Annotated in this window: 30 protein-coding genes and 1 tRNA gene; 17 read left to right on the top strand and 14 right to left on the bottom strand. The window is 72.5% G+C overall.

Annotated elements, in window-relative coordinates; genetic code table 11:
• Positions 1-23 precede the first annotated feature (23 nt).
• Together G339_RS0110240 and G339_RS0110235 are read right to left on the bottom strand one after the other, a co-directional pair.
• The gene (locus G339_RS0110240) at positions 24-830 is read right to left on the bottom strand and encodes a siderophore-interacting protein (RefSeq protein WP_019630985.1); all 807 of its coding nucleotides are present in this window, start codon (positions 828-830) and stop codon (positions 24-26) included.
• On the bottom strand, positions 827-1,846 hold the full coding sequence (locus G339_RS0110235) for an ABC transporter substrate-binding protein (protein ID WP_019630984.1): 1,020 nt from the start codon (positions 1,844-1,846) through the stop codon (positions 827-829). Before G339_RS0110235 ends, G339_RS0110240 begins: the two co-directional genes overlap by 4 nt.
• Before the next feature lie 124 nt (positions 1,847-1,970).
• Between G339_RS0110235 and G339_RS0110230 the strand changes: the two genes are divergently transcribed.
• The 5 genes from G339_RS0110230 to G339_RS0110210 are packed head-to-tail and all read left to right on the top strand — an operon-like array spanning position 1,971 to position 6,738.
• A complete protein-coding gene (locus G339_RS0110230) occupies positions 1,971-3,002 on the top strand; it encodes a FecCD family ABC transporter permease (RefSeq protein ID WP_019630983.1) in 1,032 nt (343 codons plus the stop codon).
• A complete protein-coding gene (locus G339_RS0110225) occupies positions 2,999-4,027 on the top strand; it encodes a FecCD family ABC transporter permease (RefSeq protein WP_019630982.1) in 1,029 nt (342 codons plus the stop codon). Before G339_RS0110230 ends, G339_RS0110225 begins: the two co-directional genes overlap by 4 nt.
• Positions 4,028-4,828, top strand: coding sequence for an ABC transporter ATP-binding protein (locus G339_RS0110220; RefSeq protein ID WP_019630981.1), 801 nt, complete (start codon positions 4,028-4,030; stop codon positions 4,826-4,828).
• Between the two features lie 45 nt (positions 4,829-4,873).
• Positions 4,874-6,316 (top strand): MFS transporter, encoded by a 1,443-nt coding sequence (locus G339_RS0110215; RefSeq protein WP_019630980.1) that lies wholly within the window; start codon positions 4,874-4,876, stop codon positions 6,314-6,316.
• The gene (locus G339_RS0110210; RefSeq protein ID WP_019630979.1) at positions 6,313-6,738 is read left to right on the top strand and encodes a MarR family winged helix-turn-helix transcriptional regulator; all 426 of its coding nucleotides are present in this window, start codon (positions 6,313-6,315) and stop codon (positions 6,736-6,738) included. Before G339_RS0110215 ends, G339_RS0110210 begins: the two co-directional genes overlap by 4 nt.
• A 19-nt stretch (positions 6,739-6,757) precedes the next feature.
• Here G339_RS0110210 and G339_RS0110205 read toward each other — a convergent pair whose 3' ends face one another.
• The 4 genes from G339_RS0110205 to G339_RS0110190 form a co-directional block, all read right to left on the bottom strand.
• Positions 6,758-7,426, bottom strand: a complete 669-nt coding sequence (locus G339_RS0110205) for an Rv1733c family protein (protein WP_019630978.1) — start codon at positions 7,424-7,426, stop codon at positions 6,758-6,760.
• Positions 7,427-7,580: 154 nt separating this feature from the next.
• The gene (locus tag G339_RS33195; protein ID WP_019630977.1) at positions 7,581-8,573 is read right to left on the bottom strand and encodes an alpha/beta hydrolase; all 993 of its coding nucleotides are present in this window, start codon (positions 8,571-8,573) and stop codon (positions 7,581-7,583) included.
• A 67-nt stretch (positions 8,574-8,640) separates the two neighbouring features.
• Positions 8,641-10,176 (bottom strand): MFS transporter, encoded by a 1,536-nt coding sequence (locus tag G339_RS0110195; protein WP_019630976.1) that lies wholly within the window; start codon positions 10,174-10,176, stop codon positions 8,641-8,643.
• Complete coding sequence (locus G339_RS0110190) at positions 10,173-10,862, bottom strand: LppX_LprAFG lipoprotein (protein WP_019630975.1); 690 nt, start codon at positions 10,860-10,862, stop codon at positions 10,173-10,175. Before G339_RS0110190 ends, G339_RS0110195 begins: the two co-directional genes overlap by 4 nt.
• Before the next feature lie 255 nt (positions 10,863-11,117).
• On the opposite strand from G339_RS0110190, the gene G339_RS0110185 reads away from it, so the two are divergent.
• The 3 genes from G339_RS0110185 (at position 11,118) to G339_RS0110175 (ending at position 12,005) form a co-directional block, all read left to right on the top strand.
• A tRNA-Ile gene (locus G339_RS0110185) sits at positions 11,118-11,191 on the top strand.
• Between the two features lie 118 nt (positions 11,192-11,309).
• The gene (locus G339_RS0110180; protein WP_019630974.1) at positions 11,310-11,696 is read left to right on the top strand and encodes a DUF7715 family protein; all 387 of its coding nucleotides are present in this window, start codon (positions 11,310-11,312) and stop codon (positions 11,694-11,696) included.
• 12 nt (positions 11,697-11,708) lie between these two features.
• Positions 11,709-12,005, top strand: coding sequence for an MTH1187 family thiamine-binding protein (locus tag G339_RS0110175; RefSeq protein ID WP_019630973.1), 297 nt, complete (start codon positions 11,709-11,711; stop codon positions 12,003-12,005).
• Between the two features lie 51 nt (positions 12,006-12,056).
• Here G339_RS0110175 and G339_RS0110170 read toward each other — a convergent pair whose 3' ends face one another.
• Together G339_RS0110170 and G339_RS0110165 are read right to left on the bottom strand one after the other, a co-directional pair.
• Positions 12,057-12,893, bottom strand: coding sequence for a hypothetical protein (locus G339_RS0110170; RefSeq protein ID WP_019630972.1), 837 nt, complete (start codon positions 12,891-12,893; stop codon positions 12,057-12,059).
• Between the two features lie 55 nt (positions 12,894-12,948).
• Positions 12,949-13,506 carry a TetR/AcrR family transcriptional regulator gene (locus G339_RS0110165; protein ID WP_019630971.1) on the bottom strand — a complete coding sequence of 186 codons (558 nt, stop codon included), beginning with the start codon at positions 13,504-13,506 and terminating at the stop codon, positions 12,949-12,951.
• Positions 13,507-13,608: 102 nt separating this feature from the next.
• On the opposite strand from G339_RS0110165, the gene G339_RS33190 reads away from it, so the two are divergent.
• A complete protein-coding gene (locus G339_RS33190; protein ID WP_019630970.1) occupies positions 13,609-14,727 on the top strand; it encodes a PucR family transcriptional regulator in 1,119 nt (372 codons plus the stop codon).
• Here the strand turns inward: G339_RS33190 and G339_RS0110155 are convergent.
• Complete coding sequence (locus G339_RS0110155; RefSeq protein ID WP_019630969.1) at positions 14,717-16,672, bottom strand: hypothetical protein; 1,956 nt, start codon at positions 16,670-16,672, stop codon at positions 14,717-14,719. The two genes, G339_RS33190 and G339_RS0110155, sit on opposite strands and share 11 nt — an antisense overlap.
• 219 nt (positions 16,673-16,891) lie before the next feature.
• Here G339_RS0110155 and G339_RS0110150 point away from each other — a divergent pair, with 219 nt between their 5' ends.
• From G339_RS0110150 to G339_RS37615, 8 genes are all read left to right on the top strand, one after another.
• Complete coding sequence (locus tag G339_RS0110150; protein ID WP_026341314.1) at positions 16,892-17,287, top strand: VOC family protein; 396 nt, start codon at positions 16,892-16,894, stop codon at positions 17,285-17,287.
• Between the two features lie 170 nt (positions 17,288-17,457).
• On the top strand, positions 17,458-18,291 hold the full coding sequence (locus G339_RS0110145) for a helix-turn-helix domain-containing protein (RefSeq protein WP_019630967.1): 834 nt from the start codon (positions 17,458-17,460) through the stop codon (positions 18,289-18,291).
• Positions 18,288-18,497, top strand: coding sequence for a DUF397 domain-containing protein (locus tag G339_RS0110140; RefSeq protein ID WP_019630966.1), 210 nt, complete (start codon positions 18,288-18,290; stop codon positions 18,495-18,497). Before G339_RS0110145 ends, G339_RS0110140 begins: the two co-directional genes overlap by 4 nt.
• Before the next feature lie 28 nt (positions 18,498-18,525).
• Positions 18,526-18,735, top strand: a complete 210-nt coding sequence (locus G339_RS0110135; protein WP_019630965.1) for a DUF397 domain-containing protein — start codon at positions 18,526-18,528, stop codon at positions 18,733-18,735.
• A 28-nt stretch (positions 18,736-18,763) separates the two neighbouring features.
• The gene (locus G339_RS0110130) at positions 18,764-18,973 is read left to right on the top strand and encodes a DUF397 domain-containing protein (RefSeq protein ID WP_026341313.1); all 210 of its coding nucleotides are present in this window, start codon (positions 18,764-18,766) and stop codon (positions 18,971-18,973) included.
• Between the two features lie 28 nt (positions 18,974-19,001).
• Complete coding sequence (locus tag G339_RS0110125; RefSeq protein ID WP_026341312.1) at positions 19,002-19,211, top strand: DUF397 domain-containing protein; 210 nt, start codon at positions 19,002-19,004, stop codon at positions 19,209-19,211.
• Positions 19,212-19,239: 28 nt separating this feature from the next.
• Positions 19,240-19,449: a DUF397 domain-containing protein gene (locus G339_RS0110120; protein WP_026341311.1), complete on the top strand. Its 210-nt coding sequence runs from the start codon at positions 19,240-19,242 to the stop codon at positions 19,447-19,449.
• A 43-nt stretch (positions 19,450-19,492) separates the two neighbouring features.
• Positions 19,493-19,702 (top strand): DUF397 domain-containing protein, encoded by a 210-nt coding sequence (locus G339_RS37615; protein ID WP_019630962.1) that lies wholly within the window; start codon positions 19,493-19,495, stop codon positions 19,700-19,702.
• 159 nt (positions 19,703-19,861) lie between these two features.
• Here the strand turns inward: G339_RS37615 and G339_RS0110110 are convergent, their stop codons facing one another.
• Genes G339_RS0110110 through G339_RS0110090 form a run of 5 tightly spaced genes read right to left on the bottom strand, consistent with a single transcriptional unit; the run spans position 19,862 to position 24,240 of the window.
• The gene (locus G339_RS0110110; RefSeq protein WP_019630961.1) at positions 19,862-20,107 is read right to left on the bottom strand and encodes a hypothetical protein; all 246 of its coding nucleotides are present in this window, start codon (positions 20,105-20,107) and stop codon (positions 19,862-19,864) included.
• A gap of 32 nt (positions 20,108-20,139) precedes the next feature.
• Positions 20,140-21,459: an adenylosuccinate synthetase gene (locus tag G339_RS0110105; RefSeq protein WP_019630960.1), complete on the bottom strand. Its 1,320-nt coding sequence runs from the start codon at positions 21,457-21,459 to the stop codon at positions 20,140-20,142.
• Positions 21,456-22,430 (bottom strand): hypothetical protein, encoded by a 975-nt coding sequence (locus G339_RS33185; protein WP_019630959.1) that lies wholly within the window; start codon positions 22,428-22,430, stop codon positions 21,456-21,458. Before G339_RS33185 ends, G339_RS0110105 begins: the two co-directional genes overlap by 4 nt.
• Positions 22,430-23,428: a protein kinase family protein gene (locus G339_RS0110095; protein WP_019630958.1), complete on the bottom strand. Its 999-nt coding sequence runs from the start codon at positions 23,426-23,428 to the stop codon at positions 22,430-22,432. Before G339_RS0110095 ends, G339_RS33185 begins: the two co-directional genes overlap by 1 nt.
• Complete coding sequence (locus G339_RS0110090; RefSeq protein WP_019630957.1) at positions 23,425-24,240, bottom strand: NUDIX hydrolase; 816 nt, start codon at positions 24,238-24,240, stop codon at positions 23,425-23,427. The genes G339_RS0110095 and G339_RS0110090 overlap by 4 nt, the downstream gene beginning before the upstream one ends.
• Positions 24,241-24,260: the final 20 nt, after the last annotated feature.

The following is a 24,260-nucleotide window of genomic DNA, read 5'->3' as shown; positions in this document are numbered from 1 at the left end:
CTGAGCCCCGCCGGGCGGTGGGATTATTCCTCGGTGTGCGGGGTTCTGCCTGCGGCTACTTCGGCCAAGAGGTCTTCTTCGGTGTCGCCTTTGCGCCAGTAGCCGGTGAAGGTCACTGTTCGGCGGTCCATGCCGAGGGTTTGGACCAGGTGGCGGCGGAGTGCTTTTACCGTGCTGGACTCGCCGGCGATCCAGGCGTAGTCGGGGACAGTGATCGAGGCTGCGGGGAGGGCTTCGGTCAGGTGTTCGTTGTTTGTTCGGGTCAGCCAGTGGATCGGTGTTGACGGCAATTCCTGGCGGTCGGCTGGGTCGGGGACTTCGATCCAGGTCTCGGTGGAGACGTCGGCGGGCAGGCTTTCCAGGATTCCGCCGATTGCGGGGAGGGCTGTTTCGTCTCCGGCCAGGAGGATTCGGGTGGCGGTCGGTGGGGGGCGGAAGTCCACGCCTGAGTTGTCTGCGGTGAGTGGGGCGAAGATCGTTACTTGGTCGCCTGGGCGGGCCTTGCTGGCCCAGTGGGACGCTGGGCCGGTTTCGCCGTGCAGGGCGAAGTCCACGTCCAGTTCGCCGGGGCGCTGGGCTCGCACCGTGTAGGTGCGCATGATGGAGCGGATTGACGGGTCCAGCGCTCGCCAGGCTGTGAACCAGTCGGGGTCATCCACCGGGACTACCGGTCGTTCCTGGCCTGGCAGGGGGAGGAACAACTTCAGGCGCTGGTCGAAGCCGCCGGAGGCGCATTCGTCCACCCGTTCGCCGCCGAATGTCACGCGGGTCATCGTCGGGCCGAGGCGCGCGGTGTGCAGGACGTGCAAGGGCAGGAACGCGTAGCTCACGCGACCTTCTTCGCCGACCGGATCGCCTTGGCGAGGTTCTCCAGCAGCGGCGCGCAGCCGAGGTACGAGAAACGCGGCTCCGCCTCCCACTGGATGACCTGGCCGGCCTTCACCGCGGGCAGCTCCTTCCACGACGCCTTCGAGCCGAGGTCCTTCGGCTGGAGCGCCTGGGTGCGGGAGTCCAGGAGAATGACGTCCGCCTTGTACTTGTCGGCGTTCTCCCAGCTCAGTTCCTCGAAGTACCCGTCCTTGCTGATCTTGTTAGGCGTGATCAGGTTGACGCCGAGCTGCTTGTAGTAGATGAGGTCGGTGTTCTTTCCCGGGTTGGACGCGTAGAACAGGTCCGGGCTGGCGGACGCCGCGAGCACCTTCACCCCGGGGTTCTCCTTGACGGCCGCACGCACGTCCTCAGCCGCCTTCTCGAAGCGCGCCTTTGCCTCGGTGACGAGCGGCGACTTGAGGTCCGCGCCCAGTGAGGCGGCCAGTTCGGAGTACCGCTTGATCGGCTCGGTCAGCGGCACGGCCCCGGTGGAGATCCCCACGGACGGGGCCAGCTTGAAGATCTTGTCCTTGCTCTCGGCCGGGACGTAGAACAGGTCCTTGCCGACGAACACGTTGTCGATCAGAAGCTGCGGCCGCAGCGAAGCGTATTTCTCGATGTTGAACTCGCCGTAGGCGTTCCCGATGATCGTGACCTTGTTCACGTCCACGTTCCCGGCCTGCGGGTCCGGCGACCCGTCCTTGAGCTTCGTCGGCCCGTAGACGCCGACGATCGGCTTCACCACGCCGAAGTCGTGCAGCGCGGCCGCCGCGCCGATGTAGGCGACGACCCGCGTCGGACGGGAGTCCGCGCGCGCCGTCGTGCCCCGGTCGTCGGCGAAGGACCACGCCGTCCCGCCGGACGACGCGCCGCCGCTCCCGCCGCAGGCGGCCAGCAGCGCGCCGAGGGCGAGCGCGCCGCCCGCCGACAGGAACGCGCGGCGGCGGGTGGTCTGAGAACGGGGCGAAGACGACATGGTTCGTTCCAATTCGATCGCGGGGTACCGTGATGCGGAAGGATTCCGGACGGAGGGTTAGGCTAGCCTAACCTAAGTAAGAGCGGCACGCCCGCCCCCGACCCGACCGGAAGCCCCCACCACGGTGTCCCTCGCGCAATCCCCGCCCGCGCTCGCGGCCGAGCACCGAAGACCCCGCCGCACCGCCCGCGCCACCGGGCTCCTGGCCGCGTTCGTCATGCTCGCCGCCGTCGCCGCGCTCAGCCTCGCGGTCGGCGCGCGCCCGCTCTCGCTCGCCGAGGTCTGGGCCGGGCTCACCGACCCGCACGCGCCCGCGTACACCGTCGTCCACGACATGCGGCTGTCCCGCACGTGCCTCGGCCTGCTCGCCGGGACCGCGCTCGGCCTCGGCGGCGCGGTCATGCAGGCCCTCACCCGCAACCCCATCGCGGACCCCGGCCTGCTCGGCATCAACGCGGGCGCGTCCGCCGCCGTCGTCACCGCGATCTCGCTGCTCGGCGTGACGTCCTTCCTCGGCTTCGTCTGGTTCGCGTTCGCGGGCGCGGGCCTCGTCGCGGTGCTGCTGTACGCGGTCGGCGGCGGACGCGGCGCGACCCCGGCGCGGCTCGCCCTCGCCGGGTCCGCGCTGAACGCCGCGCTGTACTCCTACGTCAACGCCGTCGAACTCCTCGACACCGCGTCGCTGGACAAGATGCGGTTCTGGACGGTCGGCTCCCTCGCCGCCGCGCAGGGCTCCACCGCCTGGCGCATCCTGCCGTTCGTCGCCGCCGGGACGGTCCTCGCGCTCGCCCTCGCCCGCCCGCTCAACGCGATGGCGATGGGCGACGACGCCGCGCGCGGCCTCGGCGCGCACCCCGCCCGCGCCCGCGCCGCCTCGATCGTGGCGATCACGCTGCTGTGCGGCGCGGCCACCGCCGCGTGCGGCCCGATCGTGTTCGTCGGGCTGATGATCCCGCACGTGGTCCGCGTCCTGACCGGCCCGGACCTGCGCTGGCTGCTGCCGTACTGCGCGGTGCTGTCGCCGGTCGTGCTGCTCGGCGCGGACGTCGTCGGACGGGTCCTGGCCCGTCCGTCGGAGGTCCAGGTCGGCGTCGTGACGGTCGTGCTCGGCGGCCCGTTCTTCCTGTACTTCGTCCGCCGGAGGAAGCCCGCGTGACCGTCCTGCACATCGCGCGCGTCTCGCTGCGGTTCAGCCCGCGCGCCCTGCTCGTCACGCTCGCGCTGGCGACCGCCGCGTGCGCGCTGGCCGTCGTCGCGATCGGCAGCGGCGACTTCCCGATCGGCCCCGGCGGCGTCGTGCGGGCGCTGCTCGGCGGCGGCGATCCCTCGGACGCGTTCATCGTCCGCGAGCTGCGGCTGCCGCGCGCGGCGACGGCGCTCGCGGTCGGCGCGGCGCTCGGCCTGTCCGGGGCGGTGTTCCAGTCGCTCGTGCGCAACCCGCTGGGCAGCCCGGACGTGCTCGGGTTCAGCCAGGGCTCGGCGACGGGCGTCCTCGCGGTCATCGTGCTCGGCGGCGCGGGCGGCATCGGCGTCGCGGCGGGGGCGGCGGCGGGCGGCGCGGCCGCCGGGCTCGTCATCTACGCGCTCGCCGGACGGCACGGGCTGCACGGCCAGCGGCTCATCCTGCTCGGCGTGGGCATCGCCGCGATCCTGACGGGCGTCAACGGCTACCTCGTCACCCGCGCCCAGATCACCGACGCCGCGCGGGCCGTGCTGTGGCTCGCCGGGAGCCTCGACGGCCGCGACTGGTCCGACACCGCGCCGCTGCTGACGGCGCTCGCCGTCCTCGTCCCGCTCGTCCTGGCGTGCTGCGCGCGCCCGCTGCGGATGCTGGAGATGGGCGACGACGCCGCGCACGGCCTCGGCATCGGCGTCGGGGCCGTCCGGACGGCGGTGCTCGCGGCGGCCGTCCTGCTGACGGCGCTCGCCGCCGCCGCGGCCGGTCCGGTGTCGTTCGTCGCGCTCACCGCGCCGCAGCTCGCCCGCCGCCTCACCCGCGCGCCCGGCCCGAACCTGCTGCCGTCCGCCGCGATGGGCGCGGCGCTGCTGGCGGCCGCCGACCTCGCCGGGCAGCGGGTCGTCCCCGGCCACCAGCTCCCGGTGGGCGTCGTGACGGGCCTGCTCGGCGGCTGCTACCTGATCTGGCTGCTCGTCACCGAGCGCAAGTCCGGGAGGATCTGAATGGACGGCCGTCTGCGCGCCGACAAGCTCACCCTCGCCTACGACCGGCGGACGATCGCCGAGGGCCTGTCCGTCGCTGTCCCCGACGGCTCGTTCACCGTGGTCGTCGGCCCGAACGCGTGCGGCAAGTCGACGCTGCTGCGGGCGCTCGCGCGCATCCTCAAGCCGACCGCCGGGACCGTCGTCCTGGACGGCGAGTCCGTCGCGGGCTGGCCCGCCAAGAAGCTCGCCCGCACCCTCGGCCTGCTGCCGCAGTCGTCGGTCGCGCCGGAGGGCATCACCGTCGCGGACCTGGTCGCGCGCGGCCGCTACCCGCACCAGGGCCTGCTGCGGCAGTGGTCGCGCGAGGACGAGCGGGTCGTGGCCGAGTCGATGGCCGCGACGGGCGTCGCCGCGCTCGCGGACCGCGGCGTGGACGAGCTGTCGGGCGGCCAGCGCCAGCGCGTCTGGATCGCGATGGCGCTCGCCCAGCAGACCCCGATCCTGCTGCTGGACGAACCCACGACGTTCCTGGACATCGCCCACCAGATCGACGTCCTGGACCTGTGCGCCGACCTCCACGAGAGCGGTCGGACGGTCGTCGCGGTGCTCCACGACCTCAACCACGCCGCCCGCTACGCCACGAACCTCGTCGTCATGAAGGACGGCCGGATCGTCGCGGAGGGCCCGCCCGGCGAGGTCGTGACGGCCGAACTCGTCGAGGACGTCTTCGGCCTGCCGTGCCGGGTCATCGACGACCCGGAGACCGGGACGCCGCTGGTCGTCCCGGCCGCGCGCCGCCCCGCGGTCCGCGCGGAATAGTTGTGTGCCTACAATGGTTTTAGTCGTACAACCATTGGAGGTCCGTTGCCCGAACTCAGCTACCGGCGCCGCCTGCTGGTCCTCGCGATCTGCTGTACGAGCCTGCTCATCGTCAGCCTCGACAACACGATCCTCAACTCCGCGCTGCCCTCGCTCCAGCGCGACTTCGACGCGTCCGTCCCCGGCCTCCAGTGGACCGTGGACGCGTACCTCATCGTCCTCGCCTCCCTGCTGATCTTCTCCGGCGCGACCGCCGACCGGATCGGCCGCCGCCGCGTCTTCCGCGTCGGCCTGTGCCTGTTCACGCTCGGGTCGGTGCTGTGCAGCCTCGCGCCCGGCCTCGGCTGGCTGATCGCCGCCCGCGTCGTGCAGGCGGTCGGCGGGTCGATGCTCAACCCCGTCGCCATGTCGATCATCACCAACGTCTTCACCGAACCCCGCGAACGCGCCCGCGCCATCGGCGTCTGGGGCGGCGTCGTCGGGTTCAGCATGGCCGCCGGGCCCGTCGTCGGCGGACTCCTGGTGGACGGCGTCGGCTGGCGCTCCATCTTCTGGCTCAACCTCCCGATCGGCCTGGCCGCGCTCGCGCTGACCACGAAGTTCGTCCCCGAGTCCAAGGCCCCGCTCGCCCGCCGCGCCGACCCGATCGGGCAGGTGTGCGCGATCGTCCTGCTCGGCGCGCTGTCCTACGCGATCATCGAGGCGCCCGTGCTCGGCTGGACCGCGCCGCGCGTCCTTGCCGCCGCCGCCCTCGCGCTCGCCGCCCTCACCGGCTTCGCGCTGCACGCGCGGCGCGCCGCCGAACCCCTCATCGACCCGCGCTTCTTCCGCAGCCTCCCGTTCAGCGGGGCGACGCTCATCGCCGTCTGCGGCTTCGCGGCGCTCGCGGGCTTCCTGTTCATGAGCAACCTGTACCTCCAGGGCGTCCGGCACATGTCGGCGCTGCACGCCGGGCTGTACCTGCTGCCGATGGCCGCGCTGACCGCCGTCACCGCGCCGCTGTCGGGACGCCTCGTCGGCAGCCGGGGGCCGCGGCTGCCCCTCCAGATCGCGGGCGTCTCGATGCTCGCCGCCGGAATCCTGTTCGCCGCGTTCGACGCCGCGTCCACCACCGGGCTGCTCATCCTCGCCAACGTCCTGTTCGGCATCGGGTTCGGGATGCTCAACTCGCCCATCACCAACACCGCCGTCTCGGGCATGCCGACCTCGCAGGCGGGCGTCGCGGCGGCCGTCGCGTCCACCAGCCGCCAGGTCGGACAGGCGCTCGGCGTCGCCGTCATCGGCGCGGTCGTCAGCGCCGGGACGGTCGCGGGCGGCGTGTCCGCGGGCTTCGTCGCGGCCGCCCGACCGGCATACTGGGTGATCGCCGGCTGCGCGGCGGCGGTCCTCGTCCTCGGCGCCTGGACGACGGGACGCCGCGCCGAGCGCACCGCCGAGCGGACCGCAGCCCTGTTCGACGCACCCCGGGACCCGGTGACGACGCCATGACCGCTCCATCGAACGACCCGGCCGTCCGCGCGTGGCACAACCTGCGCGTCCTGCTGCAGGAGCGCGGCGACCGGCGGCGGGAGGTCACCGAGGAGCTCGGGATGAGCTTCTTCCGCACCAAGGCGCTGCGGCGGATCGCGCAGCGGCCCATGACCCTGCGCGACCTCGCGGACGCGCTGATCACCGACCGGCCCTACACGACGCTCGTCGTGGACGACCTCGAACGCCGCGGGCTCGTCGAGCGGACGACCAACCCCGCCGACCGCCGCTCCAAGATCGTCAGCGCGACGGAGGCGGGCCGTGCCGTCGCCGCCCGCGCCGAGGAGATCCTGGGCCGCCCGCCCGCGTCGCTCTACGCGCTGCCGCCCGAGGACCTGGCCGCCCTCGACCGCATCGCGGCGGTCCTCGTCGCGGCGGACTGACGCCCGCCCGGACGCCCGCTCAGGACGGGCGGCTGTTGCCCGCGTCGGTGTCCATCCGCGCCCACGCCGACTCCCAGTCCCGGTCGCGCAGCCGGTCGCAGCGCGCCCGCAGCCCCCAGTAGGCCAGGCCCACCGGGACCAGCGCGCCGATCCCGCCGACGATCCCGGCGTACACCGCGTCGGTGACCGTGCGGCTGTGCGGGCGCGGCCGGACGGTCGGCATGCCGTCCCGGTCCATCCACACCCGGTGCCGTTCGCCGACCTCCGCGCCCTTCCAGGCGGGCAGCGTCCCGACGCGGGGGCGGCCGTCCGGACCGGTCCAGGTGCCCTGCACCGTCTCGTGGACGTACCGGTCGCCGGTCGTGCCGAGCCCGCCCGTCGCGGTGACGGTCACCGGCACCAGCGCGCGGCCCGCCCGCTCGGCGCGCTCCGCGCCGACGCCCGCCGCGTACGCCCAGCCGCCCAGCCAGATCCCGACGGCCGGGGCGGCGGCCAGCGCGAGCGCCAGCAGCCCGGCCGCGCACCAGCGCTGGAACCGGTCGACGCGGCGGCGCAGCGGACTGCGCACCAGACCGAGGCGCCGCAGCGCCCGCAGGGGCAGCGGGCCCCGGACGCGGCGCACCGCGAGCCGCGCGCGGCGGCGTTCGAGCCGTGCGGGGCGGCGGCCGCCCTCACCGGATACGCGCATCGTCCTCACCTCCCCGGGGACCTTCCCGGTAAGAGGCATGTTGCCTTCTTCTCCCAGAGTATTCCGGCGGCGCATGATCGAACAGGCTCCGCGGGCACGGGATCGTGGCCGCCCGTCACGGGCCGGGCTCCGGGGACGCGCGGGACGCGTGCGGTCAGGCCGCCGAACGCGCGCGCCGACGCCTGCGCGCCCGCGGAACCTCCCGCCGCGCGCTCGTGTGCTCCCGCACGAACGCCCCCACCTCGTGCAGCGCCGCCAGCCCCTCCGGAACCAGGTCCGCGAACACCTGGAAGACGTGGACCTGCCCCTCCCACACCTGGAGGCGGCACGGCACCCCCGCCGCGGTGAGCCGGTCCGCCATCAGCTCCGCGTCCGGCAGCAGCATCTCCGTCGAGCCGACCTGGATCAGCACCGGCGGCAGCCCGGACAGGTCCGCGTTGACGGGGGAGACCGCCGGGTCCAGCGGGACCGCGCCCTCCGTCAGCAGCTCCGCGAGCCGCCGCACGCGCCGCGCGGGCAGGTACGCGTCCAGCCGCGCGTTGGCGTGCGCGGCCTTCTCGGTGTGGTCGAGGTCGGTCAACGGGGCCATCGCCACGATCGCCGCCGGGGCGGGCAGGCCTTCCGCCAGCGCCGCGAGCGTCGCCGCGAACGCCAGGAAACCGCCTGCCGAGTCGCCCGCGACGACGATCCGCGCCGGGTCGTGGCCGCGCTCCAGCAGCCACCGGTACGCGCGGACGCAGTCGTCCACCGACGTCGTCAGCGGCGCGGCGGGCAGTTGCCGGTACGCGACCGACAGCACGGCCGCGCCCGCCGCCGCCGAGATCCGCGCGACCATCCGGCGGTGCGTGCGCAGCCCGCACGAGAAGAAACCGCCGCCGTGGAAGTACAGGACGACCCGGTCGTCGTCGGCGCGCGGCGCCCGCACCCACTCGGCGCGGAAGTCGCGGAACCCGACGCGTTCCACGCTCGCCCAGCGCGGCCGGGGCAGCGCCACCGGGGCGGCCAGGTCGATCGCGACGGCCGGGCGCAGCCCGCGCGGGCCGAGCGGCCACAGCGCCAGGACGGGACCGGCCGTCAGCTTCAGGCCCGCCGCCGTCAACCGGGCGCGGACCGTCGTCCCGGGACGGTGTTCGACGAGCGGTTCCAAGGCTTCCCTCGCAGTGGTCCTCCCGGACTGCCCGTCAGCCGGTGAGTGACGAAAGCCTCTTCCCGCGTCAGCGGCCTGTCAAGAGGTGATCAGGGGACTTCCGCGGCGCGGGCGCTGCGGTGCGGCGGCCGGGGGCGGCGAGGGCGACGACGGCGCCGAGCGCGCACAGCGCGGCCGTGATCCAGAAGATCTCCTGGTACTCGGTGCGCAGCGCGGACTTCAGCGCGGCCTCGTACCGGGCCATCGCGGCGGCGAACTCGCTCTTGGACATCAGGAACGGCAGCGGCGTCTCCAGATGCGCCGTCAGCGTCTGGAACCGGCGCAGGCCCCACGCCGTGAGCGCCGCGATGCCGAGCAGCATGCCCATCATCCGCGCGACGACGACCGCCGCCGACGCGATCCCGAACTGCGCGGCCGGGACCGTCCGCAGGACCGCCGACGACACCGGCGCGATGACGAGCCCGAGACCGAGCCCGGTGACGACCAGGTCGGTCTGCATCCGGGGGAGCGGGCCGTACGCGGCGTCCGCGACGGCGGCGGGCCACGTCGCGATCAGCGCGTACCCGACGGCCGCGACCGCCATCCCGACGACCAGCGGCCACCGCTCGCCGATCCGCACCGTCACCAGCCCGCCGAGCACCGCCGCGACGAGCAGCGCGCCGAGGAACCAGGCGAGGGTCAGCGCCCCGCCGAGCGCGTCGTCGCCGAGCAGCGTCTGCGCGACGAGCTGGACGTCCACCAGCGTGACGATCAGCGCCGCGCCCGACAGGAAGCTCACGCCCAGCGTCGCGAACAGCGGGCCGCGCCGGGTGCCCGCCAGGTCCAGCAGGCGGGTGCGGGAGCGGATCTCCCACAGCACGAACGCGACGAGCACGACCGCGCCGCCCGCGAGCGTCGGCACGCCCCAGGACGGCAGCGCGGACTCGTCCGGCGCGGGGTTGTAGACGCCGACGACCAGCAGCCCGAGGCCGAGCGCCAGCAGCATCCCGCCGACGACGTCGATCCTCGGCCGGTCCTCCGGCGCGGGCCGCCCCGCCGGGACCGCGAGATGCACCGCGACCAGCGCCAGCACCGTCAGCGGGATGTTGATCCAGAAGATCAGCCGCCAGCTCGCCGCGCTCGCCACCGCCGCCCCGTAGAGCGGCCCGAGCGCGGAGCCCAGCTCCTGCGCCGACCCGACCGCGCCGAGCACGACCGGCCGCCGCTCCTCGTCCCACAGGTCGCCGGCGAGGGCCATCGTCACCGGCAGCAGCGCGCCGCCCGCCATGCCCTGCACCGCTCGGCCCGCCGTCATCACCAGCACGCCGTGCGGCGGCTCGGCCAGCGCCGTCACCGCCGACCCGACCGCGAAGACGATCAGGCACGCTTCGATCACCGGCCGCCGCCCCAGGCGGTCCGACAGCCGCCCGAGCAGCGGCATCGCCGCGACGTAGCCGAGCAGGAACCCGGTGACGACCGGGGTGATCCGCTCGATGTGGTTGATCGGCAGCCGCAGGTCGTCCAGGACGGTGACGAGGATGGTCGTCACCACGTAGGCGTCCAGCGCGGCCAGCAGCACGACCGCGCCGCCGACGCCGATCGCGACGCGGCGACGGGAGGTCACGCCGGGGCCGTGATCTTGTAGGGCTTGTCGAACTCGGTGAAGTCGATCGTGAGCGAGCCGCCGGAGACGTTCCCCTTCACCCGCAGCAGGCGGTGGTCGGCGTCGGAGATCCAGACCTTGCCCTTGAGGTCCTCGTTGACGCCGGGGATCAGGCCGTTCAGCGCCTCCTTCGGCAGCGTCGCCGCGACCCGGTGCGCCTTCTGGCCGCGGACGTCCTCGGACGCCTCCGCCTTCGGGTCCGTCACCGACGTCAGCAGCTTGGGGATGCCGCGGTTCGGGTCGAGCACCGCCGACGGGTCGTACAGCGACGCGGCCATCGCCTTCGGCACCTTCTTCCAGCCGCCGGTGACCGCCTTCACGTAGAACGTCGGGCCCAGCGAGACGATCTTCATCTCGACGGCCTGGCCGCTCTGCGCGATCTGCAGCGTGCCGTCCGCGTCGCCGTTCTTCAGCAGCCTCATCTCGCCGCCCTTGACGACGATCTGCGGGTTCCCGTCCGTCGTCAGCGTGAACGCCGTGCTGGACAGCGCGGACATCGCCTGCGCGGCCTGCTTCAGCGTGCCGGTCGCGTCCGGCTCGTTCGCGGCGGTCTTCCCGCCGTCGTCGCCGCCCTTGCAGGAGGCGACCGTCACCAGCGCCAGCAGCACCGGGACGAGGGCGGCGGCGCGGCCTCGGAGTCTCGACATGGCCGGGACCTTACCCGCCGGTCACCGGCCGCGTCACTCCGCGAAAAGGATGACGCCTCGGTGGTCCTCACGGGTGACACGTGCGCCGGAGGTTGCCGACAGTGGCCTCGGGGGTGGTATGCCCCGACCTTCGATATAGCGCTCCGTGACCGGTGCGCCATACACTGGCGCGGGTCGTCCTGGGGCCGTTGGAAGGAAATCCGCCGCTCCCTCATGCGGGGCAGACGGGTTCCAGCACGTCAGGACGGTTTTCACGGGGCGGTAGCTCAGCCGGTCAGAGCAGCGGACTCATAATCCGCCAGTCGTGGGTTCAAGTCCCACCCGCCCTACCGACCGCGTCGCCGCGCGCGCCGCCCTCGGGGAGGCGCGCGCCGCCCGCGCGCCCGCGCCGACTGTCGGACCCCCGACGTAGCGTGGGAGACGCGTTTCATGGGAAGGGGTCCGGCCTTGAAGCTGCTCACCGCCACCAAGACCACGCAGGGGTACCGGCGCAACGACTTCGACTGGTGCGTCGAGGGGGAGCTGGTCCACATCGGGGTCGTGTGCGCGCGCGACGAGAACGACCCGGACGGCGGCTGCGGCTGCGGCCGGGCCTTCGCGGGGCTCAACTCGCACCGCGCCACGACGACCGCGATGATCCGCGACGTCGCGGGGTTCACCGACGAGGACTACGTCGAGGCGCTGCGCAGCAGCCTCGAGCAGCAGGGGTTCGACGCGGCGAACGCCGAGCACGAGGCGGCGCTGCTGCGCGCGCTCGTCCGCGACTGGCCGGTGGGGGCGATCGTGGAGCGGCGGCTGGATGAGATCGTGGTACGGCAGGTGGCCCAACCGTAGACGGAGGTAGCGATGCTGGTCGCGTTCTCGGTGACCCCGCTCGGCACCGGCGAGGACGTCGGCGAACTGGTGGCGGAGGCGGTGCGCGTCGTGCGGGCGAGCGGCCTGCCGAACCGCACCGACGCCATGTTCACGACGGTCGAGGGCGAGTGGGACGAGGTCATGGCGGTCGTGAAGGCGGCGACGGACGCGGTCGCGGCCCGCGCGCCCCGCGTCAGCCTGGTCGTCAAGGCCGACATCCGCCCGGGCGTGACGGGCGCCCTGGACGCGAAGGTCGCCACGATCGAACGCCACCTCGCGGCCGACTGACCGGTCGGCGTCGGCTCGAAAGAGCCGGGCCCGGTCGCGGTCGCTGAGCGGTCACCGCGTCGTCAGGACCGCCAGGAAGGTCAGGAGCGAGATGAAAGCGAACCCCGAGCCCACGGCGAGGAAGACCGCCATCACCGCGTAGTGGACGAACCCCAGCGGGCCTCGGGCGATGCGGGGTCGCCGCGGATCGTAGGTGACGTCGATGGCTCCGCGACGAGGCGTCGAGAAACCGGTCACGGTGACCCCGGTGAACCGCCTTCCGTCAGCGGTCGTGAAATCGACGCGGTACTTTCCGTGATCGGAGCGGCGTCCGGCCACCGTCATCCCGCGTCGCCGCAGTGCGAACTCGTGCCGGATGCCTCCCTCGAACACGGCCCGGAAGATGAGCGCGCCGAACGTGGCGAACGGACTCATGAGCAACAGCGTGGCGAGGTTTCCAACGCTGGGGTGGACCAGCATCGGTATTCCGATGAACGGACCGGCCGTCTTCGCCAGGAAGATCAGTTTCAGCACGTTCGGGTCGGTGGGGGCGCGGCGGCCGCGGGTGACGGCGGTGACGAGTGCGTAACCGTCGGGAGCGGTGTCCTCGGCCAGGAGCGACCGTTCGATTCGTTCGGTGAAACTGGTCGCGTTCGGGATGCTGGACGTGCGGAAGCGCAGCGGCGGCGTGCGCTGGTCAGGGGCCGGTTCGCCGCTCAGGGTCATGTGGACCGTGCCTCGGTGGCGTTCGATGGATTGGATCGCGCGCGCGGGGATTTGCCAGGTGGTTCGGCCGCGGGTGATTTCCAGGCGTTGGCCGTTGAAGCGGGCGGAGGTTCGGCGGCCGCGCATCACCAGGTCGTCGGTGTAGACGATCTTGCTGGTGTGCTTTTTCTCGGTCGGGTTCACGCACGTCCTTTCACGGTGCCGTGATTGGGACGCGGGGGCGGGTTCGACGGTTCACTTACCGCTGTGGGAGGGCTCCTGTGAGGACCGTTTCGGTGAGGCGGGCCGCGAGATCCGGGGTGGGGCGCAGGCCGCGGAGGATCACGCGCATCCAGATCGCGCCGATGAGCAGGTCCGTGAGGATCAATGGGTCCGTGTCGGGTGGGAGTTCGCCTCGGGCGACGGCGCGGTCGAAGATGGGGCGTTCGCGGACGAGTCGGCCCGCGAAGTACGCGCGGACGTGGACGGCGAGTTCCGGGTGCTCGACCGCCGCGCCGAGGATCGCGACGGCGATGTCCGCGGTCGGCGGCGTCGTGAGCAGTTCGGCGAACGAGCCGGTGAGCGCCGCCAGGTCGCCGCGTAGCGATCCGGTGTCGGGAACGGCCAGTTCGAGCGGCATCCCCTGGTCGAGGGCCGCGCCGACGAGCGCCGCCTTGGACGGCCACCACCGGTAGATCGTCGTCTTGTTGACGCCGGAGCGCGCGGCCGCGCCCTCGATCGTCAGGCCCGCGTAGCCCTGTTCCGCGAGGAGGGCGAGGACGGCGTCGAAGATCGCCGAGGCGTGGCGTGGCGGCATGGCCCGCACTCTACCAAGAACACAACGCAACGTTGCGTTGCTGCCCGGCCGCCGCCGCACCCCGGATGCGCCCGCGCCGCAAGGGTTCGTAGCCTGTCCCAGATGAACGGGTCGGAGACGGCGGCGGCGGTCCTGCGCGTGCTGCGCGAGGACGTCGGAACGCTGACGGACCGCGTGCTCGACCGGATCGTCGCGGGCATCCCCTCGTACGCGGCCGTCGCGCCCGAGCTGCTGCGCCCCGGCGTCGAGAACAGCGTCCGCGACTGCGTCGCGTTCCTGCTGCACGGCCACGGCCGCGCCGAGGCGCTGGGCGCGGCGAGCGTCGGCGGCGACCGGGCCGCGCACGGCATCCCCGTCGAGGACATGCTGCGCGCGTACCGGCTCGGCGTCCGCACGGTGTGGGAGCGGTTCGCGGCGGAGGCGGCCCGCGCGGGCGCGGACCCGGCCGCCGTCCTCGCGCTCGCGGAGCGCATGTGGGACTGGGCGGACGGCGTCATGGTCCGCGCCGCCCGCGAGCACCGCCGCGTCGAGCTGGAGAACGCCCTGGACGCGCAGCTCCGGCGCGGCGCGTTCGTGCGCGGCATGCTGTCGGGCGGCCTCGACAGGGCGAGCGTCGCGCTCCAGGCGGCGGCGTTCGGCCTCGACCCCGACCGCGAGTACGTCCCGTTCCGGGCGCGGTCGGGACTGCCCGCGCGGACGGTCCTGGCCGCGCTCGAACCGCACCTGCCGCCCGTCGCGCCGCCGGTGGCGCTGCTGGACGGCGACGTCGCCGGCCTGCTCGCCCGCCGCCCGCGCACGCTGGAGGCGGGCATCACGGCGGGCGTCGGCCCGGCCGTGCGCCCGGAGGACGCCCCCGCCTCGTTCGCGCGCGCGACGCGGGCGCTGGAGACGGCCGCGCTGTTCGGCCTGACCGGCGTCCACGACCTGGCCGACCTCGGCCTGCGGGCGCTGGTCGCGGAGGACCGCGAGGTGGGCGCGCTGCTGGCCGAGCGCTACCTCGCGCCGCTCGCGGACCTGCCGGACGTGGAGCGCACGGTCGTCACCTACCTCGCGGGCGGGATGCACGTGGACGACGCCGCGCGCGCCCTCTACGTGCATCCCAACACGCTGCGCAACCGCCTGCGCCGGTTCGAGGACGCGACCGGCGCGGACCTCCGCGACCACGCGACGCTCGCGGAGCTGTGGTGGGCGCTGGCCTACAAGGGCCTGCTCAAGGAGTGATCACGCACGGCCCCCCTCCGCAGACGTCGACGACCTGGCCGGTCTCCAGGAACTCGGCCTTCTGCCGCCGCGCGTCGGCGTTGCCGCGCGGGTCCGAGTGGGGGTCGCGGCCCTCGGTCGGCGGCGTGTCGGTGAGCGGCGGCGCGGGCGACCCGCTGTCCCAGACGACCAGCGCCGATCCCGTGTACGGGTAGGACGGGATCGGCGGAATGCCCCAGAACGGCACCTTGTCGGGGTCGCGGCCGGGCGTGACGGCGGGCGCGTGGATCTTCGCGCCGATCGTCCGCGCCTCGACCTGCGCGGCGACGGGCGCGACCTGGTGGTCGCCGAACGCGACGTGCATCAGCACCCGGTGCGCGGGCGTCCCCGGCAGCGGATCGTCGGTGAGGTGCGCGGCATATCCGTCCGCTTCGCCCCGGTCCCACAGCATCTGGATGAGGCCGAGCCCGATCTGCTGATCGAGTTTGTCGGGGTAGAAGATGTTGAGCACCTGCGCGTATTCGGTGAAGTCGGCGCTGCGGTTGAGCAGCGTGCTGTAGTTCATCGCGGGGACGCCGAGGACGGCCCGGGGCAGGTCGGGTGAGATCGCGGTGAGCGCGCCGCCCATGATGCCGCCCTGGCTGTTCCCGTCGTAGGCCAGTTCGGCGGCGGGGTCGATGAGGGATTTCCCGGACGCGTCCTGGAACGCCTTGTTCTTCGCGAATCCGCGCGTCATGGCGCGGCCGAGGAAGATGAAGTTCAGGAATCCCTGCTGGGTGCGGTCCGCGATGGTGGAGAAGCGCGTCAGGTCGACCAGGGCGCTCGCGACGTTGACGATGTCCTCGGTGGCCATGCCGATCCACTTGGTGGCGCAGAACAGGAAGTCGTGCTCGTTCGCCATCGACTTCACGTTCCCCGCGCCGACCTCGTTCTCACCGCCGAGCAGGCCGTGCCCGTACAGCGCGGGTTTCGCGGGCTCGGTGAATGCGGCCTTCGGTATCTCGCACTGGAACGGGACGATCTGGTTGTTGCCGGGGAGTTGCGCGGGCAGCCCGTCCTTGCCCCGATGGAAATTGCCGCCTGGTGGGCCGCCGTACAGTTCCATATAGCTGGGCGCGACGACGAAACCCTTCACCTCGCGGGCGATCTTGTCGTCCACGTCGTCGGTGACCTGCGTGACGACGAAGTCGGGGGACTTGTTGCCCAGTTTCCCGAGCGCGTCGTCGCGGATCTTGAGGACGTTCCCGGTGAGGCTCTGGCGGCTCGCGACCGTGAAGTCCCACGCCAGGTACAGGCCCTCCGCCGTCACGCCGCGCGCCGCCAGATCGGACAGGACGCCCTTCGTCGCGCGCTGCCGCGCGGCGAGCGGATCGCTCGACGGCAGCGTCCCGCCGAGCAGTTTCGCGAACGTCGCGTTCGGGGCGATCAATGCGCCCGAAGCGTCGCGCAGATTCCGCAGCGCGACCGCGTACCGGTGGCCCTCCGTGAAGTTCTTCGCCGGACGGACGATCAGCGCCCGGCGATCCTCGGGCGCGTTCGCGTCCAGCTCGGCCCAGTACGGCCAGCGCTCGCCGGTCGCGGTGTCCACGACGACGATCGGGGCGTCCGCGTGGAGGGACGCGCCGATGTCGGTGATCGGCGCGGCCTTCGTCCGGGCCAGGTCCAGGCCCGGGACGCGGCTGAGCAGCGCCGAGCCCGGCGAGAAACCGTCCGCCCGGTTCCACTCGGCGGGCGCGATCGGCACGCCCAGGACGTTCTTCAACGTGGACTTCATGTCCACCCGGCGGCCGGTCGGCGTCGCCGCGTCGGCCTTCGTGTACCAGTCGCTCGGGAACGGCAGCAGGCACGCCGCCGGGTCGATCGGGTCGCAGCCGTCGCCCGGCGCGGCGGACGCGGCCGGGGGCGCGGCGACGCCGAGCCCGAGGGTGAGGACGAGCGCGGTGAGCACCGCGAGCAGCGCACGCAAGACGCACCTCCAGGGGGTTCCCGGAGATCAGATATCAACCGGAGTGTGACGTCAAGCACTCGTTCTCGCCTGTGGATAACCGCCCGGAAGTGGTGGGTCGGCGGGGTAGCGCGACGTCATGCCCAGCCGAAGCCCGTGCTGGCGCGGACCGACCGGCCGATGAGTTCACCGCTCGCGGACGGTCTGTCCGTCGAACCGACCGTTCTCGACAGGAGCGCCATGTCCACGATCCAGCCAGTGATCCTCACCGCCGACCACGACGTCCTGCTCGGCTTCTACACGGAGCTGTTCGGCGCCGAGGAGATCTTCCGGGTGCCGGAGAAGGGCCCGGCCTTCTACGTCGGACTGCGCGTCGGCGACACCGACCTCGGGCTGGTCACCAAGAAGGACCCGGGCGACGGGTCGGCGCCGCGCATCCTGCTCAGCGTCGCCGTCGAGGACGTCGACGCGATGCTCGACCGGGTGACGGTGCTGGGCGGCGCGGTGAGCGGCGGCCCCAACGACATGCCGTGGGGACAGCGCGTCGCCCACGTCAAGGACCCGGACGGCAACGCGCTGAACCTCACTCAGCAGATCCCGGCGGCGGGGGCCCGGGGGAGAGAAAAGCGCAAATAGCCCGAATTGGGAGCACGTAGGAAAGGGTGCTCTGTTTCTTTCCGTGACCGCTCGCGGGCCCGGCGTGACGGGTCTATCGTCGGACGCACGAGAACCCCGGATGACGAATGACCGGCGGCACGCTCCCTAATGCCGCCGGTTTGGAACCTCGCGCGCACGGAGGATGCGTTATGCCCCGACGTCCGTCCATCCCGGACCCCCCGACGTCCCCGAACGAGTTCTTCGGGGTCGAGCTTTACAACTACCGGAAGCTCGCCGGGCTCGGCCGGGTCGCGCTCGGCGAGCTGCTGGGATACACCGAGCAGTGGATCGGCGCGGTCGAGTCCGGCAAGAACCAGCCGTCCGAGGACTTCGCGAACGACTGCGACACGTTCTTCAAGACGAACGGATCGTTCCACCGCAAGTGGGAGTGGATCAAGAAGCTCGAACGCCTCCAGATCCTCCCGCCCGGCTTCCCGCAGTTCCTGGAGAAGGAGGAGGAGGCCGTCGTCCTGCACGTCTTCGAGACGATGTTCGTCACCGGAATCCTCCAGACGCCCGAGTACGCCCGTGAGCTGATCGAGAAGGACGGGACCGTCACGCTGGACAAGGTCGAAGAGATGGTCGAGACGCGGATGGCGCGCAAGACGCTCCTGACCGACGACGACCCCTGTCACCTCGTCGCGATCTTCGACGAGATGGCGTTGCGGCGCAGGATCGGAGATTCGGAGGTCATGCGCGGCCAGATCGAGCACCTGATCGAGATGGCTCAGCGCCACAATGTCACGATCCAGGTCGTTCCGGGCAGCGCCGGGGCGTACCCGGGGCTTCCGGGCGCGTTCGAGATCCTCGGGTTCGAGGATGAGCCCGACGCCGTCTACGTCGAGGGGCATCTCGACGGTCAGCTCATCCTGCGCGGCGACCAGGTCCGGGGCTATAGCCTTCGGTACGACCGGATCAGGGCTTTGGCGCTGACCGCCGACGAGACCCTGAGGCTCCTTCACGACATCCTGGAGAGCATGTGAGCAACCCCGTTCCGTCGGCCGCCCGGTGGCGCAAGAGCAGCTACAGCTCCGGCACCGGCGGCAACTGCGTGGAGGTCGCAAGCTTCGCCCCCGTCACCGGCATCCGCGACTCCAAGAACCCGGACGGCCCGAACCTCCTCGTCGCCGCGGAAACCTGGCGCGCGTTCACCGCTCAGGTGAAGTCCGGCGCGCACGACCTTCCCTGAAACTTCAGAACGAGATCCTGGAGGGCACGTGAGCAATCCCGTTCAGCCGCTCGCCCGGTGGCGCAAGAGCAGCTACAGCTCCGGCACCGGCGGTCAGTGCGTGGAGGTCGCGAGTTTCGCGCCCCTCGCGGGCGTCCGCGATTCCAAGAACCCGGACGGCCCGAACCTCCTCGTCGCCGCCGAGACCTGGCGCACGTTTACGACCCAGGTGAAGTCCGGCACCCACGACCTCCCCTGAAACTTCAGAACGAGATCCTGGAGGGCACGTGAGCAATCCCGTTCAGCCGCTCGCCCGGTGGCGTAAGAGCACCTACAGCGGCGGCACCGGCGGCCAATGCGTGGAGGTAGCGAGTTTCGCTCCCCTCGCGGGCGTCCGCGACTCCAAGAACCCCGGTGGCCCGAAGCTGTTCGTCGCCGCTGACACGTGGCGCGCGTTCACCGCTCAGGTGAAGTCGGGCGCGCACAACCTTCCCTGAGGCTTCCACACGAAATCCTGGAGGGTACGTGAGCACTTCCGTTCAGCCACCCGCCCAGTGGCGCAAGAGCAGCCACAGTGGCGGTACCGGTGGCAACTGCGTGGAGGTAGCGAACTTCGCGCCCCTCGCGGGCGTCCGCGATTCCAAGAACCCCGGTGACCCGAAGCTGTTCGTCGCCGGTGACACGTGGCGCGCGTTCACCGAGCAAGTGAAATCGGGCGCGCACGACCTCCCCTGACACGTCAGAACGAGATCCTGGAGGGCACGTGAGCAATCTCGTCCCGCCGCCCGCTCGGTGGCGCAAGAGCAGCCACAGCACCGGCACCGGCGGCCAATGCGTGGAGGTGGCGAGTTTCGCGCCCCTCGCGGGCGTCCGCGATTCCAAGAACCCGGATGGCCCGAAGCTGTTCGTCGTGGCCGACACGTGGCGCGAGTTCACCGCCCAGGTGAAGTCGGGCGCGCACGACCTCCCTTGAAAGCCCGCGCACAGCAAGCTCCTTCGAGATTCTGGAGGGCACGTTGAGCAATCTCGTCCCGCCGCCCGCCCGGTGGCGCAAGAGCAGCCACAGCACCGGCACCGGCGGCAACTGCGTGGAAGTAGCGAACTTCGCATCCCTAACGGGCGTCCGCGACTCCAAGAACCCGAGCGGCCCCAAACTGTTCGTCGCCGCTGACACGTGGCGCACGTTCACCGCTCAGGTGAAGTCCGGCATCCACGACCTCCCCTGACACCCGCACCGCAGAGCCCCCAGGAAGCACGACCACCCTGGGGGCTCTGGCGTACGACGGCTTCTGCCCGGCGGGCGCAAGGCGACGCGGTCGGCGATCAGAGTGCCAGGGCGTGGCGCAGCGTGCGGCCGACCTTCATCATCGTCGGCATCAAGGGCCTCAGCCGCGTCGGGCGGTGCGGTAGGCGCGGTCCTCGTCGTCCATCCCCGCCGCCCACGCCGCGTACCCGGTGGCCGCAACCTGCCGGTCTACGGCTTCCCGGCCCGCGCGGATCAATGCGGCGATGATCTCCGCGTCGGAGGCCCCGGCCGCCAGGTTCCGGCCGGTGAGCCGGGCCAGTGCGTCTCGCTCGGGCCTTCGGGGAGCGTGCATCCGCTCCAGGGCGATGAGGTCCTCTGGTCCCATTGGAACACTCTTGCGAACTCCCATGCGGCCCGTTATACAGCACCCGACGCGGCATGATTTGCCGCGCCGAATGCTGCATGACTGGGTCTCCCCGCGCCGGTCCAGTGTTTGTCCGATGTTCTTGGGCCGTGGGAGAGGAGGACGGCCGGGGCGTTCGTGGCTGTTTCGGCTGCTGTTATCGGGTCGCCTAGCGGTTCGTAGATCGGGCGGGCGGTCAGCAGGCGGGTGGTGAGGTGTTCGCGGGTTGTCAGGTCGTTGTGGTGAGGGAGTCGGGTCAGCGGGTTCTGTTCGTCTGGGAGTTCGTAGGCGGTGCAGCGGAGTAGGTCGGGGTTTGAAGCGGCGACGTCCATGTGGGTTATGGCCAGGGCGTCTATGCCGCCGCAGGCTTCTGCTGCGTAGCGCAGGGCTACTTCGTCCAGGTGGCCTACGCGGAAGGTGCCCTGCCAGGGGTTTTTGGTGTTGTGCGGGTCGGGCAGCGTGAGGGTCGGGTCTTCGGTGACGAAGGGGCCTGGGCCGTGGCGGGTTGTGTAGGTGCGGAGGACGCCCAGGCGTTGGGATGGGCGGGTTGTGCCTGATTCCGCGAGGAGGGCTTCGGCGTTTTTGAATGTTGTTGTGGACCAGGTTGTGTGGGGGTGGAAGCCGTGGTCTTCGTCCAGGAGGACGCCTTGGGCTCCTTCGAAGACGACCGGGCCTGCTGCCAGGAGAGCCGCCAGGTATGTGTCGTCTACCAAGGTGACGCGGTCGGCGAATGCTTGGAATGCTTTCGCGCAGTCTTCTGCTGGTGGGACCGGTGGGCCGTCCGGGAATTCCGCGCGGTAGCGGTCGTGTAGGGCGGTCAGAACTCGGTTCAGGCGGGTGGGGGAGTGGCAGTCGGCCGCTCGGGGGGCTTCGGTGGGGTGGGTCAGGGCGTAGGCGGCGGTTTCTCCGATGCCCATTCCGCAGGAGCCGTGGCGGGCCGCGCCCCGGGCCAGTTCGCGCGCTCGGTTCGCGGCTCGGTGGTACGGCGTGACGAGCAGCGCGCGTTCGTCCACCGTCAGGCGGGCGAAGGCGTCGGGTACGCCGACCGCGGCCAGGTGGTCGGCTTCGGCGGCCAGAGCCAAAGGGTCCACCAGGACGAAGCGTGAGAGGTGGGTTCGGACGCCCGGCGTGAACGTGCCCGAGCCGAACTGCGCGAACGTGTGGTGGCGGCCGTCGTCGGTCACCACGTTGTGCGCGGCCTGCGCGCCGCCGTTGAAGCGGACGACCGCGTGGACCGGCTCCGGCCCCCGTGCGCAGAGCCGGTCCACGACGGTGCCCTTGCCCGCGTCGCCGAAGCCGAGGTCGACGACGATCGTGTGCGGGCGCACGGTCACAGCCGCGTCGTCGCGGACGGGCCGTCGCCGGGCTCCAGTCCGGCGGGCGCGCCCGAGCGGACGACCGACGTCCGGGACTCCGCGAGCGGGGCGAGCGCCCGCGAGACGCTCGGCCCGGCCGTCGAGCCCGTCTCCGCGAGGTGGCCGAGCCCGGCGTCGAGGTCGATGGCGTCCTCCCCGAGCCCCACGGTCAGCGCGATGGTCTCGCAGACGGCCGCCGGATCGTCCAGGTACAGCACGTTCTGGCCGAGCAGGTCCCGCCAGAAGTCCCGCAGCCGCGCGTCGCCCGTGTGGTACGCGCCCTCGGGGATGATGAAGTACACGTCGTACAGGCGCTGCGCCTCCCGCAGGATCTCCGCGACGGGCACGTCCTCGCCGATGCCGGCGCCGATGACCTTGGCGACCTCGCGGGCCTTCACCTTCGGGTACGCCAGCTCGTCCCCGATGAGGAACAGGTAGCCGCGCCGCCCCCGTTTCTCGAAGCAGTCGAGCGCGGTGTGCCGCGCCATGAAGTGCAGCGCCAGCTCGTAGGACTCGCGCATCTGGCCGCCGCCCCCGCCCTCCAGCAGGATGCGGCCGAGGTCGTCGTCCATCCGGTTGTCGGCCTCGAACTGGCCGATCTGGAGCGGCGCGCGGTCGCACGTCGCGTCGCCGACCGCGCCGAACAGGATCTGCGGGTGCTCGACGTAGCCCTTGCGCAGCAGCAGCCCGAGCAGGCCCGGGAGCTTCTGCTGGAGGGCGCGCGGGACGCCGCCCATCGAGCCGGTCACGTCGAACAGGACGGCGATGCCGACCGATTCGGGGTGCTCGTCCGAATCGCGGCTCTCGCGCAGGGCGACGCCCTTCGGGTCGAGCGACGGGTGCGTCGAGGTCGCGCCGGAGTCGCTGTACGCGAACGCGCTCGCGCCGGTGGACCGGCGGTAGCTCTCGGCGGCGCTGTAGACGTCGGTGGACCAGGTTCCGCTTCCCATCAGGGATTCTCCTTCGCAGGGGGCATCGTGAACGGACGGAAACGGCGCGGGCCGTACAGCCGTTCGAGAAGTTCGTCGAGTTCGCCGAGCAGCGCCCAGGCGTCGCCGGGACGCGCGGCGGGGGACGGCAGCGTGCAGCCGCGCGCGAACCGGGCGAGTTCGGCGGGCGCGCGGTCGCCCATGAGGTCGGTCATGCACAGCGTCGCCAGATGGACGTCCGTGGCGGGCACGGCCGGGCGCTTACCGGTGACCTCCGGCGGATACCGGTCGGCGTACCGTGCGACGAGCGCGGGCACCCGGTCCCCGTCCAGCGCGCTGTAGCACCAGTCCACGAGCACCACGCCGTGCTCCGCCGGATGGATCATGACGTGCTCGGGCAGCACCGCGCCGTGGACGACGCCCGCGCGGTGCGCGAACCCCAGCGCGACGAGCAGCCGCCGCCACATCCACGCCGCGTCGCGCGCGTCGAGCCCGGCCGGGTACGCGGTGCGGACGTCGGCCAGCGACACGAACCCGTCGAGGCGGTTCAGCGCGTTGACGCGCCGCTCCGCGCCCGTCGCCGCGTCCCGGTGCCGGAACGACTCGACCAGGCGCGGCACGTACGGCAGGTACCGTGGGTCGCCGCGTTCGGCCAGCCGCCGGAGCGCGGCCGCCTCGCGTTCGAGCAGGTCGGAGTCGGCGGGGTCGCGCGGCATCTTGAGGACCGCGTCCGTGCCGTCGTCGGCGGGGGCGGCGTACAGGACGGCGAGGTCGCCGCGTGCGACGGGCGGGCCGAGCCTGTACGCGCGGCGGGATGTGGTGATGGTCCGCGCGCCCCGGTAGGCGCGCCACAGGTCCCCGAGGCGGACGAACCCGGCCGCGTCGCCGCCCGGCGCGTCCGGGTGCAGGACGCGGGCGAGCCGCCGGTACGTCCGCTCCGCCTCGGCCGCGTCCGCGCCGAACAGCTCGGCGGGACCGCGCGCCGCGTCGATCTCGGCCAGCGCCTCGGCGGCGTTCACCGGACCTCCTCCTCCCGGCTCGGCCGCAGCAGCGCCGGGTGCAGCAGGCGCGCGTCGCCCGCCCGATACAGGCGCGGGCGGGGGCCGCCGCGCCGGCCGGGCGCGTCCGAGGTGCCGCCCGTCCCCTCCACGAAGCCCGGGACGGACAGGACCTTCCGGTGGAAGTTGCCCGCGTGCAGCTCCTCGCCCCACACCGCCTCGTAGACGGCGCGCAGCTCGGGGATCGTGAACTCGGCGGCGCAGAACGCCGTCGCCAGCGGCGTGTACTCCAGCTTCGCGCGGGCGCGCTCCAGCCCGTCCGCGAGGATGCGCGCGTGGTCGAACGCCAGTGGGCGGGTCGTGCCGGGCGGCTGCGCGCCCGCCGCCGTCAGGCCGAGCGCGGCGACCGGCGTCCACGCCGCGTCGGCCGCGTCGCCGCCCGCCGCCGGGTCGGGCAGCGCGGGCGCGAACGCCAGGTAGGCGACGGACACGACGCGCATCCGGGGGTCGCGGCCGGGCGCGCCGTAGGTGCCGAGCTGCTCCAGGTGCAGGCGGTCCAGCGCGGCGTCGGCGGCGGCGAGGCCGGTCTCCTCGGCCAGCTCGCGGACGGCCGCGTCCGGCAGGTCCTCGCCGCCGCCGTCCGCGCCGCCCGCGACGACGAACCCGCCGGGCAGCGCCCACGCGTCCGCGAACGGCGGGTGCGCGCGGCGGACGAGCAGGACCGACAGCGCGCCGTCGCGGATCGTCAGCGCGACGACGTCCACGGTCACCGCGACGGGGTCGTAGGCGCGCGGGTCGTAGGACGCGAGGAATCCGGCCTCGTCGCGGGTCATCGCCGCCTCCTGTCGTTCTC

The sequence above is a fragment of the Actinomadura atramentaria DSM 43919 genome (assembly GCF_000381885.1).
GTDB lineage: Bacteria > Actinomycetota > Actinomycetes > Streptosporangiales > Streptosporangiaceae > Spirillospora > Spirillospora atramentaria.
Note: the sequence above shows the minus strand (reverse complement) of the source record. Positions and strands in the feature narration are given on the sequence as shown.